Here is a 12812-nt window from a genome sequence, read left to right on the forward strand (position 1 = left end):
TTGGTTCAGATCGTTGGCACCTTGGGGACCCTCCGGGGGAAGTTTATCTGGCGAGATGAAGCCGGACCTTATGTGCTGGGTGGAATGGCGTATGTGAGGCTGGCGCGGGCCACCGGTTTGTCCGACCCTTCCGAATAAAGCATCACATCACTGACGGACAGTTGTTTGCCAAGTTTTAACAATCGCGCCTTGGCAATCAAATCGACATTTGCCGCGGGTTTACGCATAAAATCGATAGAACAGCTTGTGGTAACGGCCAAAGCTTTGGGTCCGATCATGGCAAGCGTGACCAGATAGGCCGCCACATCGGCCAGTGCGAACATGGAAGGCCCCGATACCGTACCACCGGGACGCAAATGTTTGTCATCATTGAACAACCGCATCGTAATCTCGTTCTCGGCCACATGGTCGACGTCAAAGTCCTCTGCACGCTGGTGAAACACCTCGCGCATGAAGATCATCAAAGCGTCTTCATTCATTTTTACAGACATTTGCTTTCCCTTCCAAAATTCTTGCCCTAACGTTTCAACCAAATTGCGGGGAGGGCAAGATGGGAATTTTGGAACGTAAGGACACAAACGGTGTCGCAGCATTGGTCATGAACGCACCAGATCGGCTGAACGCGTTGTCTGACGAGATGCTGGACGCTTTGCACACAAGTCTGGACGATATTGCCGATGACGCGTCAGTGCGGGCTGTTGTTTTGTCCGGTACCGGCAAGGCATTCTGCGCAGGCCATGACCTGAAGCAAATGACACAAGGGCGCCAGAATGCAGATGGTGGCAAAGCCTATTTCAAAGACCTGTTTGACCGGTGCGCCGCAATGATGGCGCGTGTGCAATCCCTGCCCCAACCGGTTATTGCGCAGGTGCATGGCATCGCAACCGCTGCGGGATGCCAGTTGGTTGCAACGTGCGACATGGCAGTTGCGGCACAAGGCACGCGCTTTGGCGTTAATGGTGTGAACATCGGTCTGTTTTGCTCGACCCCCATGGTTGCCTTGTCACGTAACATTCCGCGCAAACAAGCGTTCGAGATGCTTACCACAGGGACATTTATCGAAGCAGAGCGCGCGGAAACCTTGGGTTTGATCAATCGGGTCGTTCCAGCCGACAGGCTAGAGGCCGAAACAACCGCATTGGCAGAACTTGTCGCGTCGAAACTGGGCGTGGCTGTCAAAATCGGAAAGCAGGCCTTTTACGAACAATTGCAATTGCCCGTTGCCGAGGCTTACGCCCACACAGGCAATGTCATGGTCGAAAATATGCTGCACCGGGACACCGAAGAAGGAATTGCGGCATTTTTGGACAAGCGTGATCCAACCTGGACGCAATAAACGCATTCTGTAAGTTGCTGATTTTTAGTGGAAAAATGTGAAGTTAATCATTGTTTCCGAAATTGGCACCGATTGTTTGCAAAAATATGGTAGCAAATCGGGCGCGAATAAGGCACAAATAAGACAGCAGCAGACATGCTGCGCCTGAAAGGCACATCTTTTTGGGTCGCCGTGGGCGGAAGGTCCCTCCAAGTTCGCTCTCACGAACTGACCAATCCCCGCAGCGGCGACCCCAAAAATACCCCCAGCAGACAATCCGCCGCAACTGAATTGTAAGCACTCTGCGCGTGTTTCAGTTGCGCTATCCCCACCCCTGCCCTACATCACCGCCATGACACAGGTTCTTCATATTATCGGCGGCGGAATGGCCGGATCAGAAGCAGCATGGCAAGCCGCCAATATGGGCGTGCAAGTTGTGATTCACGAAATGCGGCCAAAGGTTGAAACCTTTGCGCACCAAACCGGTTTGCTTGGGGAAATGGTTTGTTCGAACTCTTTCCGGTCTGACGACGATGAACAAAACGCTGTTGGCTTGCTGCATTGGGAAATGCGCCAGGCTGGCGGGTTGATTATGCAAACAGCCGATGCGCACAAACTGCCTGCAGGTGGTGCTTTGGCCGTCGATCGCGACAACTTTGCCCAATCGGTTACCGATGCCTTAACGGCACACCCCAACATTTCGGTGGACTACGACGAAATCAAAGACTTGCCGTCCGAGGGACATTGGATCGTGGCCACTGGCCCGCTGACGTCTTCTGATTTGGCAAAATCCATTGCAAAAGCCACTGACGTCGATGCGTTGGCCTTTTTCGACGCCATCGCCCCCATCGTGTACTTCGACAGCATCGACATGTCCAAAGCGTGGATGCAATCGCGCTATGATAAAGGTGAAACCGAAGAAGAACGCACGGCCTACCTGAATTGTCCGATGACCAAAGACCAATACGAAGGGTTCATCGATGCCTTGATGGAGGCCGACAAGACCGAATTCAAAGAAGGTGAAACTGCTGGATACTTTGACGGCTGCTTGCCGATTGAAGTCATGGCAGAACGTGGCCGTGAAACCCTGCGGTTCGGGCCGATGAAGCCAGTTGGCCTGACCAATATCCATGATCCCGAAAACAAACCTTATGCCGTGGTTCAACTGCGTCGCGACAACAAGCTTGGCACATTGTACAACATCGTAGGCTTCCAAACCAAGATGAAGTACGGCGCCCAAACCGATGTTTTTAAACGTATTCCCGGACTTGAAAATGCAAGCTTTGCCCGATTGGGTGGCATTCACCGAAACACCTTTATGAATTCGCCAACACTGCTCGATGACCAAATGCGACTGCGGTCTACCCCGCATTTGCGGTTTGCGGGGCAAATCACCGGTGTGGAAGGTTATGTCGAAAGCGCCGCTATGGGTTTGCTCGCCGGTCGCATGGCTGCCACTGAAATCCTTGGGGGATCAATTTCGGCCCCACCGAACACCACGGCCATGGGGGCCTTGATCACACATATCACTGGCGGAGCAGAAGCGAAGACCTTTCAGCCTATGAACGTCAATTTCGGACTGTTCCCTTTGGTAGAGGGTCTGAAAAGCGGGCGACGGGGCCGGAAAGACCGGTACAAAGCCTACACCGACCGTGCAAAAGCAGATTGGACCACATGGTTGGGCACATCCACACTGGACGCTGCGTAATCTGATCCGCTAGTCTGTGCCACATGGGACAGGGATTTCTGGACAAGGTGTATACAGCCGCCGAAACGCGGACTGGTGCAGAACTATATGACGCGTGGGCGTCCACCTATAACGCTGAAATAACGCAAAATGGGTATGTGACCCCAACACGCTGTGCGCAGGCGCTGGCGCAGTGCAACGCAGCTTTGGACAGCCCGGTGCTTGACTTCGGATGTGGGACCGGATTGTCCGGTTTGGCTATGTCAGCGGCGGGATTTTCATACATTGATGGCATGGATGTCTCTACCGACATGTTAAAGCAGGCCGCACAGACGGGCGTTTACAGAAACTTGCACCAAACGGATCCAAACACAGAAGCGCAGATCACGAACGGGGCGTATTCTGCTGTTGCAGCGGTCGGGGTGATTGGGGCCGGTGCTGCACCCGTTTCTGTTTTCCACGCGATCATGAAGGCATTGCCGAAAAGTGGTAAACTTGTGTTTTCATTTAATGATCACGCTCTTTCGGACCCCGTTCACGAAGCTGCGTTATCTGAATGGGTCGACGTCGGTGCCGCGCATCTTCTGTTTAAAGAATATGGCCCTCATCTGCCTGGCATTAACTTGAAATCTAACGTGTATGTTGTTGAAAAAGCGTGACCTTTAGAACACGATTTGCACCATCCCCAACCGGCCCTTTACATTTGGGCCATGCCTATTCCGCCCTTTTGGCACATGATATGGCCGTTGCACAAAACGGTGAGTTCCTGCTGCGCATCGAGGACATTGATCAAAGCCGCGCCCGTCCCGAATGGGAAACCCAGATTTATGAGGATCTTGAGTGGCTTGGCTTAAGTTGGTCACCAAACGTAATGCGCCAATCGGATCGTTTTGCTGCATATGACGAAGCCTTGGATGCGCTTTGGGCGCAAGGTTTGCTGTATCCCTGTACCTGTTCGCGCCGCGACATTGCAAACGCCTTGTCGGCACCGCAAGAAGGCTATCCAACTCATGGGCCTGATGGCGTTATTTACCCGGGAACATGCCGCTTGGATGATCATCAGATCAGCGGACCCAGACCTAAAGGGGCTGTCATGCGGTTGAATATGACTTTAGCCACATCTCGCACACAACAGGACAACGCATTGTCCTCCTATAGGTTCAAAGACATGAATAAAGACCCACAAGACGTTGTATTCACATCACAAGATGTAACAACTAACGTTGGAGATATAGTGCTTTCGCGCAAAGACATGGGGACGTCTTATCACTTGTCTGTGGTGTTGGATGACGTATCCCAAGGTATTACGGATGTCATACGTGGTGCCGACTTGTTTGAAGCGACACAAATTCATGTGGTTCTTCAACGGCTCCTCAGTAGTCCCACACCTACATATCACCATCACAAACTGATCCGCGACAACACCGGAAAACGGTTGGCCAAACGCGATGATGCGCGTGCAATCTCAAAATTCAGGCGTGAAGGCTACACGCCTGAAGATATTCGTAAAATGGTGGGATTGTCGGGTCAGGCTTCCGGGGCCATCAGCTCTGTTTCTGTACCATCAACCACGGATGTATAAAAACACGTGCGGCGCCCTGTATGGCACGCAGGCCCTGTTTGGTTGACCAAAGCCACCACGCAGTCACGGTCACAATCGACGCGAAAATCCACCAATTCCTGCACGTTGCCAGAGGTTTCGCCTTTCACCCAAAACGCTTGGCGCGAACGGCTCCAATAGGTCACGCGCTTGGACGACAATGTGCGCGCCACCGCCTCTTGGTTCATCCACGCCATCATCAAAACTTCGTGGCTTCGGGCATCCTGTGCGATCACCGGAACAAGGCCCGCTTCATTGTATGTTAATGTGGCAGGATCGAAAGACATAGTCAGAAACCTTTTTGCATCTTCAGCTGACACGCTTATGTATGAGGGTAAGCAGGATGGGAAGTCGTGATGACCGCTGATACAGATCTAATCAAACTCTATTCGGGGCGCATCCTTGCCCTGGCAACAGACATTCCGCACCACACCCGTCTCGAAGGCCCGCAGGCAACTGTGAAAAAGCGTGCACCGTTATGTGGGTCAACCGTCACCGTTGATCTCGACATCCAAGACGGGCGCATCGTGGCTTTTGGTCAGGACGTAAAAGCATGTGCCCTTGGACAGGCAGCGGCAGCTGTGACAGGGGCCGCTGTGATTGGCCGGACTTTGCCCGAAATGCAAACCGCACGCGACCAAATGCGCACAATGCTAAAAAGCAACGGCCCTGTGCCCGCGGCACCCTTTGAGGGCTTCGAGGTCTTGGAGCCGGCACGCGATTACAAAAACCGGCATGCGTCCATCTTGCTAAGCTTGGATGCAACGGTCGAAGCGTTTGAACAGGTTATGCAATCCGATTGCGCCTGACGCGGTTTAACAGGGCGCCGTTAACCGTAATTGAGTAAATGCAGACTATGGCTGAGTGGAACCATCCCTTTGCCGAGGTCGCATGTCACATCAAAATCATTTCCCGAACCCGGAACACATGACCCGGCTTGGGCGCGCTGCATCCACACTGGGGTTCGAGATTGTCGATATCGCGGGGTTTCTTGATCTGGTCGAAACCAAGGCCCAGCAACAACGCGCCGACCTTGGTGCGCTCAGTTCCAGTGCGCAATCCGTTGTGTCTGCGAATTCCGAAGCAAAAACCGCAATTGCAGCATTGGCTGACAACAGCGGCAAAACCTACAAAGACGTCCAGGATTCTGCAGAAACCATGCGCGAAGCCGGCGAAAAAACCCGTGATGTCGCGCAGTGGGTCCAAAAGTTGGAACAGCGCACAGGCGCCGTCAGCGACACTTTGCAGGCCGTCAAAAAGAATAATGCGCAAATCGCATCCATTTCCACCCAAGTGAACACATTGGCCATCAATGCCAAAATTGAAGCTGCCCGTGCAGGCGACAGCGGCCGTGGGTTTGCAGTGGTTGCCAATGCCATCAATGAACTAAGCCGCGACACCAAGCACGCAGCGGCACAGATTTCCACGAACATCGAAGAGCTAACCAAATGGATCGCGTCCCTGGGCCTCGAAGCCAAAGACATATCCACCAAGGCGAGTGACGTTTTGGAACAATCAACAAAAACCGACAGCGCATTGGGCCGCATGGAATTATCCGTAAGAGACGCCAATATGCAGGCGTCGCAAATTGCCTCTCATGCTTCAGCTGTGGAAAGCTCTTTGACGGACTTTGGGCCGCGTCTTGATCGCATTCAAAGCACTGTGGATTTCACGGTCAGCGGGATCGAAGAAACACACACACGAATCCAGAATTTAATCGACACATCAGAATCAATGGTGCAATCAAGTGCCGCTTTGGGTGGTGTGACCGAAGACCAGCAATTCATCGACTACGTGCAATCATTGGCCGCAGATATTTCGCAAGCTCTGGTACGCAGCATAGATGAGGGCGCGATTACATCTGCAGAGTTGTTTGATCGCAGCTATATCCCGATCGTCAACAGCGATCCCGTTCAGGTGATGACAAAATCCACGCATGTTATGGATAAGGTTCTTCCCCGTTTCCAAGAAGCTGCACTGGACTTTGACCAAAAAGTCGTCTTTTGCGCAGCAATTGATGTGAACGGTTATCTGCCGACCCACAATCGAAAGTTTTCGCATCCCCAAGGCGATGATCCGGTTTGGAACATGGCCCATTGTCGAAATCGGCGCATTTTTGACGATCGCGTGGGACTGAAGGCTGGACGCAACACTGCACCGTTTTTGCTGCAAGTGTACCGGCGCGACATGGGCGGCGGAAACTTCATGATGATGAAAGACCTGTCCGCGCCAATCAGCATTCTGGGCAAACATTGGGGCGGTCTACGCCTTGCGTACACGTTTTAAAAAAAAGCGCCGCACATCCGGGACGGGATGGCGGCGCAAAGTAAAGCGGGTCTTACGGGGACCTGAACGTTCCAAACCACGAAGGGCTTAACTTGGGACAGGCAGTGTCAGTTAACGCATCAATTTGGGACGGATGCGAAGAACGGTCAGCATAAGATCGCAGGCAGAAAATCAGACAAAGGATGGAAGGTGCAGACCGACAACAAGCATCACCATTAAAGCAGCAGCCCCAATTGCGTCTGTCAGAAGCGTGTCCTGAGCGCGGGTTGCGATACTTTTGATCTGGCGAAGAGTGGTCATGTCGTGGCCTCCTGTGCTTTGTTGCACCTTTGTTCTCATATTACTAACTCTTCGTAAAGAACTTTTTACGAACTTTTTAAGAACATTTGTAAACTTATTTGAACAAAAGTGATTAACCCACTGAAATCAAACGAATAGCTTCATCCTGACGCATCAACCAAAGTAGAACACGGGCCGCCTGCCCCCTTGGGCTTTCCAAATCAGGATCTTCCGCCAGCAAACGTCGCGCATCACTTTGGGCCACGGCCATCAGATCGGACTGCCGTTCCAGATCAGCGACTTTAAAGCGCGGAACACCCGATTGTGCGACCCCGATCAAATCCCCCGATCCACGCATTTGCAAATCTGTCTCGGCAATAACAAAACCGTCTTCCGTTTCACGCAGAACTTCCAGCCGCTTTTGTCCGGTTTCAGACAAAGGCGCTTGATACATCAACAAACACGTTGATGCGGCATCCCCCCGTCCCACACGCCCACGCAGTTGGTGCAATTGGGCCAAACCAAAGGTTTCGGCACGCTCGATCACCATGATCGTAGCATTTGGCACGTTTACACCGACTTCGATAACGGTCGTTGCAACCAGAACCTTGGTTTCTCCGGCTTGAAAGCGGGCCATGGCGGCATCTTTATCCGCAGGTGGCATTTGTCCATGCACCAGCCCAACAACCCCTTCGCCAAGCGCAGCACGCAAGCGTTTGAAACGCTCTTCTGCCGCGGTTAGATCAACAACTTCGCTTTCTTCCACCAACGGGCAGACCCAATAACACTGGCGCCCTTCTTTCATAACAGCGCGAAGACGATCCACAACCTCGTCGATGCGGCCCGTGCTGACCAAGGCTGTGCGGATCGGTTTGCGGCCCGGGGGTTTTTCATCCAGAACCGACACATCCATGTCGCCATATTGGGCCAAGGCCAGCGACCTCGGAATAGGCGTCGCTGTCATAACCAACACATCCGCGTGGCGTCCCTTTTTGCCCAACTCGAGGCGCTGCCGAACCCCGAACCTGTGTTGTTCATCGACGATCGCCAAACGCAAATCACGAAACACAACATCGTTTTGGAACACGGCATGTGTACCGACAAGAATTTGAATATCGCCCCGTGCCAGTGCCGCCAGCTTTGCGGCGCGTTCACGGCCTTTGTCGCGTCCTGTTAGGATGTCCAGAACGACGCCGGCGTCTTCAGCCATCGGCTGCAGCCCCTCCAGATGCTGACGGGCTAAAATTTCTGTCGGGGCCATCATCACACCCTGCCCTTGGGCTTCAACAGCCACCAAAAGGGCCATAAACGCGACCAGTGTTTTGCCAGCGCCAACATCGCCCTGCAGCAATCGGTTCATACGGTCAGGGGATGCCATATCGTCGGAAATCTCGGAAATGGCACGGGATTGCGCCCCTGTCGGACGATAGGGCAACGCGGACAATACTTTCGATTGTAAAGTCCCTGTGGCGCGACTGATTTGGCCAGTCACTTTGCGTTCGTGTTGCCGCGCCAATGCCAACGTCAGCTGATGCGCCATCAATTCATCGTAAGCCAAGCGTTCCTTGGCCGGTGCAGTTGCTGCCATGTCCTTTAGGCTTTGGGGTTGATGTGCGGCCTCAATAGCGTCTCGAAATTCTGGCCACTTGGCCTGCATCTTTTGCGGGCCGTCAATCCATTCAGCCAAATCCGGCATCCTGCTTAACGCGCCTCTGGTTGCCTTGAACATTAGCTTTTGCGTGATGCCAGCGGTTAATGGATAGACCGGTTCAAAATCAGGAATATCACCTGCATCGTTTTCAGCCACCGCATGGTCGGGATGCACCATCTGGGCCATACTGTCGAACAATTCGACCCGCCCCGATACAACACGCCGCGACCCAGTCGGAAGGCTGCGCTCCAGATAATCGCCACGCGCGTGAAAATACACCAACTGAAACGTCGTTTCCGCATCTTCCACCGTGATCCGATATGCCCCCCCTTTGTTTCGGGCGGGGCGATGTTGGCCGATTGTCACTGCAACAGTCACAACACCCGGCAGATCAGCGCCCTGAATCGTGTCGCGCAACCTTCGGTCGATGCCGGTATGTGGCAGCGTGAACAACAAATCGCGCGGCGCCTCGACACCCAGTTGGGTAAAATGCTTCGCCGTTTTGGGGCCGACCCCCTCCAGCGTTTCAAGCCCGGCGAAAAGCGGGAACAAAGACGCTGGCCGACCCGTCATGCCGGTGCAATCAGGGCGATCCATTCCGCCTCAGTCAGGGTTTCAATGCCAAGGTCCGCGGCTTTTTTGGCCTTGGACCCTGCGCCTGGGCCCGCCACAAGAATATCCGTTTTTGCACTAACCGAACCGGACACCTTCGCGCCCAGTCGTTCCGCTTGTGCCTTTGCTTCAGCACGGGTCAATTGTTCAAGTGTTCCAGTAAAAACCACAGTTTTTCCGGAAACAGGGCTGGCGGATGTATCGGGGCGCTTCGCGTCTTGCACCGATAACTGCGCAATCAATCGGTCAATAGCTGCGCGTTCATGGTCGTTTGCAAAGGCCGCAACCAACGATCCCGCCATCACAGCCCCCACCCCATCGACATCGATCAAATCGTCCCATGCAGGCCCGGCTTTATCCACAGCGTCATCTACAGCTGTCATCAACGCCTTCAAGGTCCCGTAATGCAGCGCCAACAAATTGGACGCGGCATCACCAACATGCCTTATGCCCAATGCAAAAAGGAATTTGGGCAATGGAATGGTGAGTTTTTCGTCGATGGCATCAAAAAGATTCGACGCAGATTTGTCGCCCCAGCCCTCGCGGTTTTTCAACTGTTGCAACCCTGTCTCGAACCGGGCCCGCAAGGTAAAGATATCCGAAGGTTCATTGATCCAACCATCAGTATGAAACTGTTCCACCTGTTTTGCACCCAAACCGTCAATATCAAAAGCCCCCCGACTGACGAAGTGTTTAAGTTTTTCAACGCGTTGCGCTGGACAAATCAAGCCGCCGGTGCACCGTCGCACGGCATCACCTGGTTCGCGCGGGGCGGCACTGTCGCACTCGGGACATGTCATTGGAAAGACAAAAGGAACTGAAAAGTCTGGCCGTTTTTTGATATCAACATCCGCAATTTTGGGGATCACATCGCCAGCGCGGTATACTTGAACCCAATCGCCTGCGCGGATGTCTTTACCGCCCCGGATGTCGCCGCCTTTGGCATCTTTGCCCGCAATGTAATCTTCATTGTGCAACGTGGCATTGGACACAACAACACCCCCAACCGTCACAGGCGCCAAACGGGCCACGGGGCTTAGGGCGCCGGTCCGTCCGACTTGAATGTCGATGCCTTCCAATCGGGTCCATGCCAATTCAGCCGGAAATTTATGCGCGATCGCCCACCTTGGTGTGGTAGACCGGAACCCCAAACGGTCCTGCAACGCCAGATCATCCACCTTGTAGACCACGCCATCAATATCGTAGCCCAGCGACGCGCGCTGCTGTTCTATCAATGAATAATGCGCAATCAATTCGGACGGACCCGCACATAGTTTCGTCAGCGGATTGGTCGAAAATCCGAAAGCTTCAAGACGCGCCACGGCCTGCCGTTGTGTCGTGGCCAATGGCGCAGAAAGGGCCCCCCAGGCATAGGCAAAAAACTTCAAAGGACGATCGCGGGTGATTTCTGCATTCAATTGACGCAACGATCCCGCTGCTGCATTGCGTGGATTTGCAAACATCTTGTCGCCGTTTGCTGCTTGGCGTGTATTCAAAGTCTCAAAATCGGAATGCGCCATATAGACTTCGCCGCGCACTTCCAAAATATCTGGCGCGTCCTTAATCCGTTCCGGCACATCAGATATCGTACGGGCGTTGGCCGTGACATTTTCCCCTACGGATCCATCACCCCGTGTCACCGCATGGATAAGTTCGCCCTTCTCATACCGCAAAGACAAAGACAGCCCATCAATTTTGGGCTCCGCCGTATACCCGCCTAAAGCGGAATTTTGAATCCCCAAGTATTTGCATATCCGGGCATCGAAATCAGCAACGTCTTCGTCTGAAAACGCATTGCCCAGCGACAGCATTGCAACTTCATGGGTGATCTTGGAAAACCCGTCAGCGGGCGCAGCCCCCACCTGATCTGTTGCGCTGTCGATGCGTTTTAGGTCAGGAAACCTTGCCTCTATCGCAAGGTTGCGACTTTTCAAATTATCGTATTCAGCGTCCGAGATCACCGGAGCATCGTCCGTGTGGTAGGCCGAATTCGCGTCGGACAAAACCTGAGCAAGACGCCGAAGTTCCGTTTCGGCGTCCAAGGCAGTTAAGAATTCAATATCTATTTCGGCAGTCACTGATGCTTTCCCGGTCTTTTTAATACCAATATGCGGCAGGCGGGATGGCGTCCAGCGGGTTTCATAGACGATCTATGCCAGGTATTCCAAATTGGTCAAACGTCAGACGTAGAACGCAAAACGCAGCCCATCAGGCTGCGTTTTTACTTGATAGAGGGGTGCGAAGTTAGGCGCCGACCGCAATACGGTGGTCATCCGTAGCGCTTGCAGGTTCCGGATCACGCAAAACATACCCACGCCCCCAAACCGTTTCGATGTAATTGTCACCGTCGGTGGCCGTGCTTAGTTTTTTGCGTAATTTACAGATGAAAACGTCAATAATTTTCAATTCCGGTTCGTCCATGCCGCCATACAGATGGTTTAGGAACATTTCCTTGGTCAAAGTTGTGCCTTTGCGTAGGCTCAAGAGTTCGAGCATCTGGTATTCTTTGCCCGTCAGATGCACTGTCTTGTTGTCGACGCTGACCGTTTTGGCATCCAGATTGACCGAAATTTGACCGGTGTTGATCACAGATTGGGAATGCCCCTTTGACCGGCGGATAATGGCGTGAATACGCGCCACCAATTCTTCACGGTGGAACGGCTTTGTCAGATAATCATCTGCACCAAAACCGAAACCTTTTATTTTGTTTTCCGTGTCATCAGCGCCGGACAAAATCAGGATAGGCGTTTCAATGCGGGCCAATCGCAACTGGCGTAGAACATCGTGACCATTCATATCAGGCAAATCAAGATCAAGCAGGATCAAATCATAATCATATAATTTGGCCAGATCGATCCCCTCCTCGCCAAGATCCGTTGCATAGACGTTTAGATTGGCATGAGTAAGCATCAGTTCGATGCTTTTTGATGTTGTGGGGTCGTCTTCAACCAGCAGTACACGCATGTATTTGTCTCCGCTTCACATGGGGTTCGCGTTGATCTCAATCGTGACTAATAAAGGTTAATCACACGTTACCGTGATTAGATTAATAGCATAACAACTTAAAGTTGTCTATACTTCTGTAACGCAGTCGCCTTCAACGCCGCCTCGCCGTGCACACTGACCGCACGCACCCATTCTTTGAATTCATCTTCGCTAAGCTGGTATTTCTGCAAAGCAATTTCTTCAGAAATCAAACCATATAGAACGCCGCGCACAACAGCTGCTTTGCGCGAAGCCACCCAACGCCTTGTTTTCGCATCAGGCAAATCAGCCTGCGTCATCACTGATCCATCAGGCAAATTTATCGCCCGGGGCCCTTCTACCTTTTTCAGATACATTTTTTATCTCGATCCATTGCACTTAAGGCTACAATGGCCCA

13 protein-coding genes are annotated in these 12812 nt (G+C 52.8%); 6 read left to right on the forward strand and 7 right to left on the reverse strand.

All coding sequences use genetic code 11. The features are described 5' to 3' along the window. Nucleotides 1-68 precede the first annotated feature (68 nt). Nucleotides 69-491 (reverse strand): PaaI family thioesterase, encoded by a 423-nt coding sequence (locus ABJL60_RS05815; protein WP_348375291.1) that lies wholly within the window; start codon nucleotides 489-491, stop codon nucleotides 69-71. Nucleotides 492-550: 59 nt separating this feature from the next. On the opposite strand from ABJL60_RS05815, the gene ABJL60_RS05820 reads away from it, so the two are divergent. The 4 genes from ABJL60_RS05820 to gluQRS all read left to right on the forward strand — a co-directional run bounded on the left by ABJL60_RS05820 (nucleotide 551) and on the right by gluQRS (nucleotide 4584). After that, on the forward strand, nucleotides 551-1336 hold the full coding sequence (locus ABJL60_RS05820) for an enoyl-CoA hydratase (protein ID WP_348375293.1): 786 nt from the start codon (nucleotides 551-553) through the stop codon (nucleotides 1334-1336). Between the two features lie 331 nt (nucleotides 1337-1667). Further along, nucleotides 1668-3023 carry a methylenetetrahydrofolate--tRNA-(uracil(54)-C(5))-methyltransferase (FADH(2)-oxidizing) TrmFO gene (gene trmFO, locus ABJL60_RS05825; protein ID WP_348375294.1) on the forward strand — a complete coding sequence of 452 codons (1356 nt, stop codon included), beginning with the start codon at nucleotides 1668-1670 and terminating at the stop codon, nucleotides 3021-3023. A gap of 23 nt (nucleotides 3024-3046) precedes the next feature. Continuing rightward, nucleotides 3047-3661 (forward strand): methyltransferase domain-containing protein, encoded by a 615-nt coding sequence (locus ABJL60_RS05830; protein ID WP_348375296.1) that lies wholly within the window; start codon nucleotides 3047-3049, stop codon nucleotides 3659-3661. After that, nucleotides 3658-4584, forward strand: a complete 927-nt coding sequence (gene gluQRS / locus ABJL60_RS05835; RefSeq protein WP_348375298.1) for a tRNA glutamyl-Q(34) synthetase GluQRS — start codon at nucleotides 3658-3660, stop codon at nucleotides 4582-4584. Before ABJL60_RS05830 ends, gluQRS begins: the two co-directional genes overlap by 4 nt. On the opposite strand, the gene hisI is transcribed toward gluQRS, so the two are convergent. Beyond that, entirely contained in the window at nucleotides 4530-4889 is a 360-nt protein-coding gene (gene hisI / locus ABJL60_RS05840) for a phosphoribosyl-AMP cyclohydrolase (RefSeq protein ID WP_348285953.1), read from the reverse strand. The two genes, gluQRS and hisI, sit on opposite strands and share 55 nt — an antisense overlap. A gap of 69 nt (nucleotides 4890-4958) precedes the next feature. On the opposite strand from hisI, the gene ABJL60_RS05845 reads away from it, so the two are divergent. After that, entirely contained in the window at nucleotides 4959-5411 is a 453-nt protein-coding gene (locus ABJL60_RS05845) for an iron-sulfur cluster assembly scaffold protein (RefSeq protein ID WP_348375300.1), read from the forward strand. An 82-nt stretch (nucleotides 5412-5493) separates the two neighbouring features. Further along, nucleotides 5494-6888 (forward strand): methyl-accepting chemotaxis protein, encoded by a 1395-nt coding sequence (locus ABJL60_RS05850; RefSeq protein ID WP_348375302.1) that lies wholly within the window; start codon nucleotides 5494-5496, stop codon nucleotides 6886-6888. Between the two features lie 171 nt (nucleotides 6889-7059). Here the strand turns inward: ABJL60_RS05850 and ABJL60_RS05855 are convergent, their stop codons facing one another. The 5 genes from ABJL60_RS05855 to ABJL60_RS05875 form a co-directional block, all read right to left on the reverse strand. After that, the gene (locus tag ABJL60_RS05855; RefSeq protein ID WP_281261556.1) at nucleotides 7060-7188 is read right to left on the reverse strand and encodes a hypothetical protein; all 129 of its coding nucleotides are present in this window, start codon (nucleotides 7186-7188) and stop codon (nucleotides 7060-7062) included. A gap of 112 nt (nucleotides 7189-7300) precedes the next feature. Then, the gene (gene recG / locus ABJL60_RS05860; RefSeq protein ID WP_348375384.1) at nucleotides 7301-9391 is read right to left on the reverse strand and encodes an ATP-dependent DNA helicase RecG; all 2091 of its coding nucleotides are present in this window, start codon (nucleotides 9389-9391) and stop codon (nucleotides 7301-7303) included. Beyond that, complete coding sequence (gene ligA / locus ABJL60_RS05865; protein WP_348375303.1) at nucleotides 9388-11508, reverse strand: NAD-dependent DNA ligase LigA; 2121 nt, start codon at nucleotides 11506-11508, stop codon at nucleotides 9388-9390. Before ligA ends, recG begins: the two co-directional genes overlap by 4 nt. Nucleotides 11509-11674: 166 nt before the next feature. Continuing rightward, nucleotides 11675-12394: a response regulator transcription factor CtrA gene (locus ABJL60_RS05870; RefSeq protein WP_108828388.1), complete on the reverse strand. Its 720-nt coding sequence runs from the start codon at nucleotides 12392-12394 to the stop codon at nucleotides 11675-11677. A 98-nt stretch (nucleotides 12395-12492) separates the two neighbouring features. After that, nucleotides 12493-12771 carry a DUF1153 domain-containing protein gene (locus tag ABJL60_RS05875; protein WP_348285949.1) on the reverse strand — a complete coding sequence of 93 codons (279 nt, stop codon included), beginning with the start codon at nucleotides 12769-12771 and terminating at the stop codon, nucleotides 12493-12495. Between the last annotated feature and the right edge of the window lie 41 nt (nucleotides 12772-12812).

The sequence above is a fragment of the Ascidiaceihabitans sp. genome (assembly GCF_039986515.1).
Taxonomy (GTDB): domain Bacteria; phylum Pseudomonadota; class Alphaproteobacteria; order Rhodobacterales; family Rhodobacteraceae; genus Ascidiaceihabitans.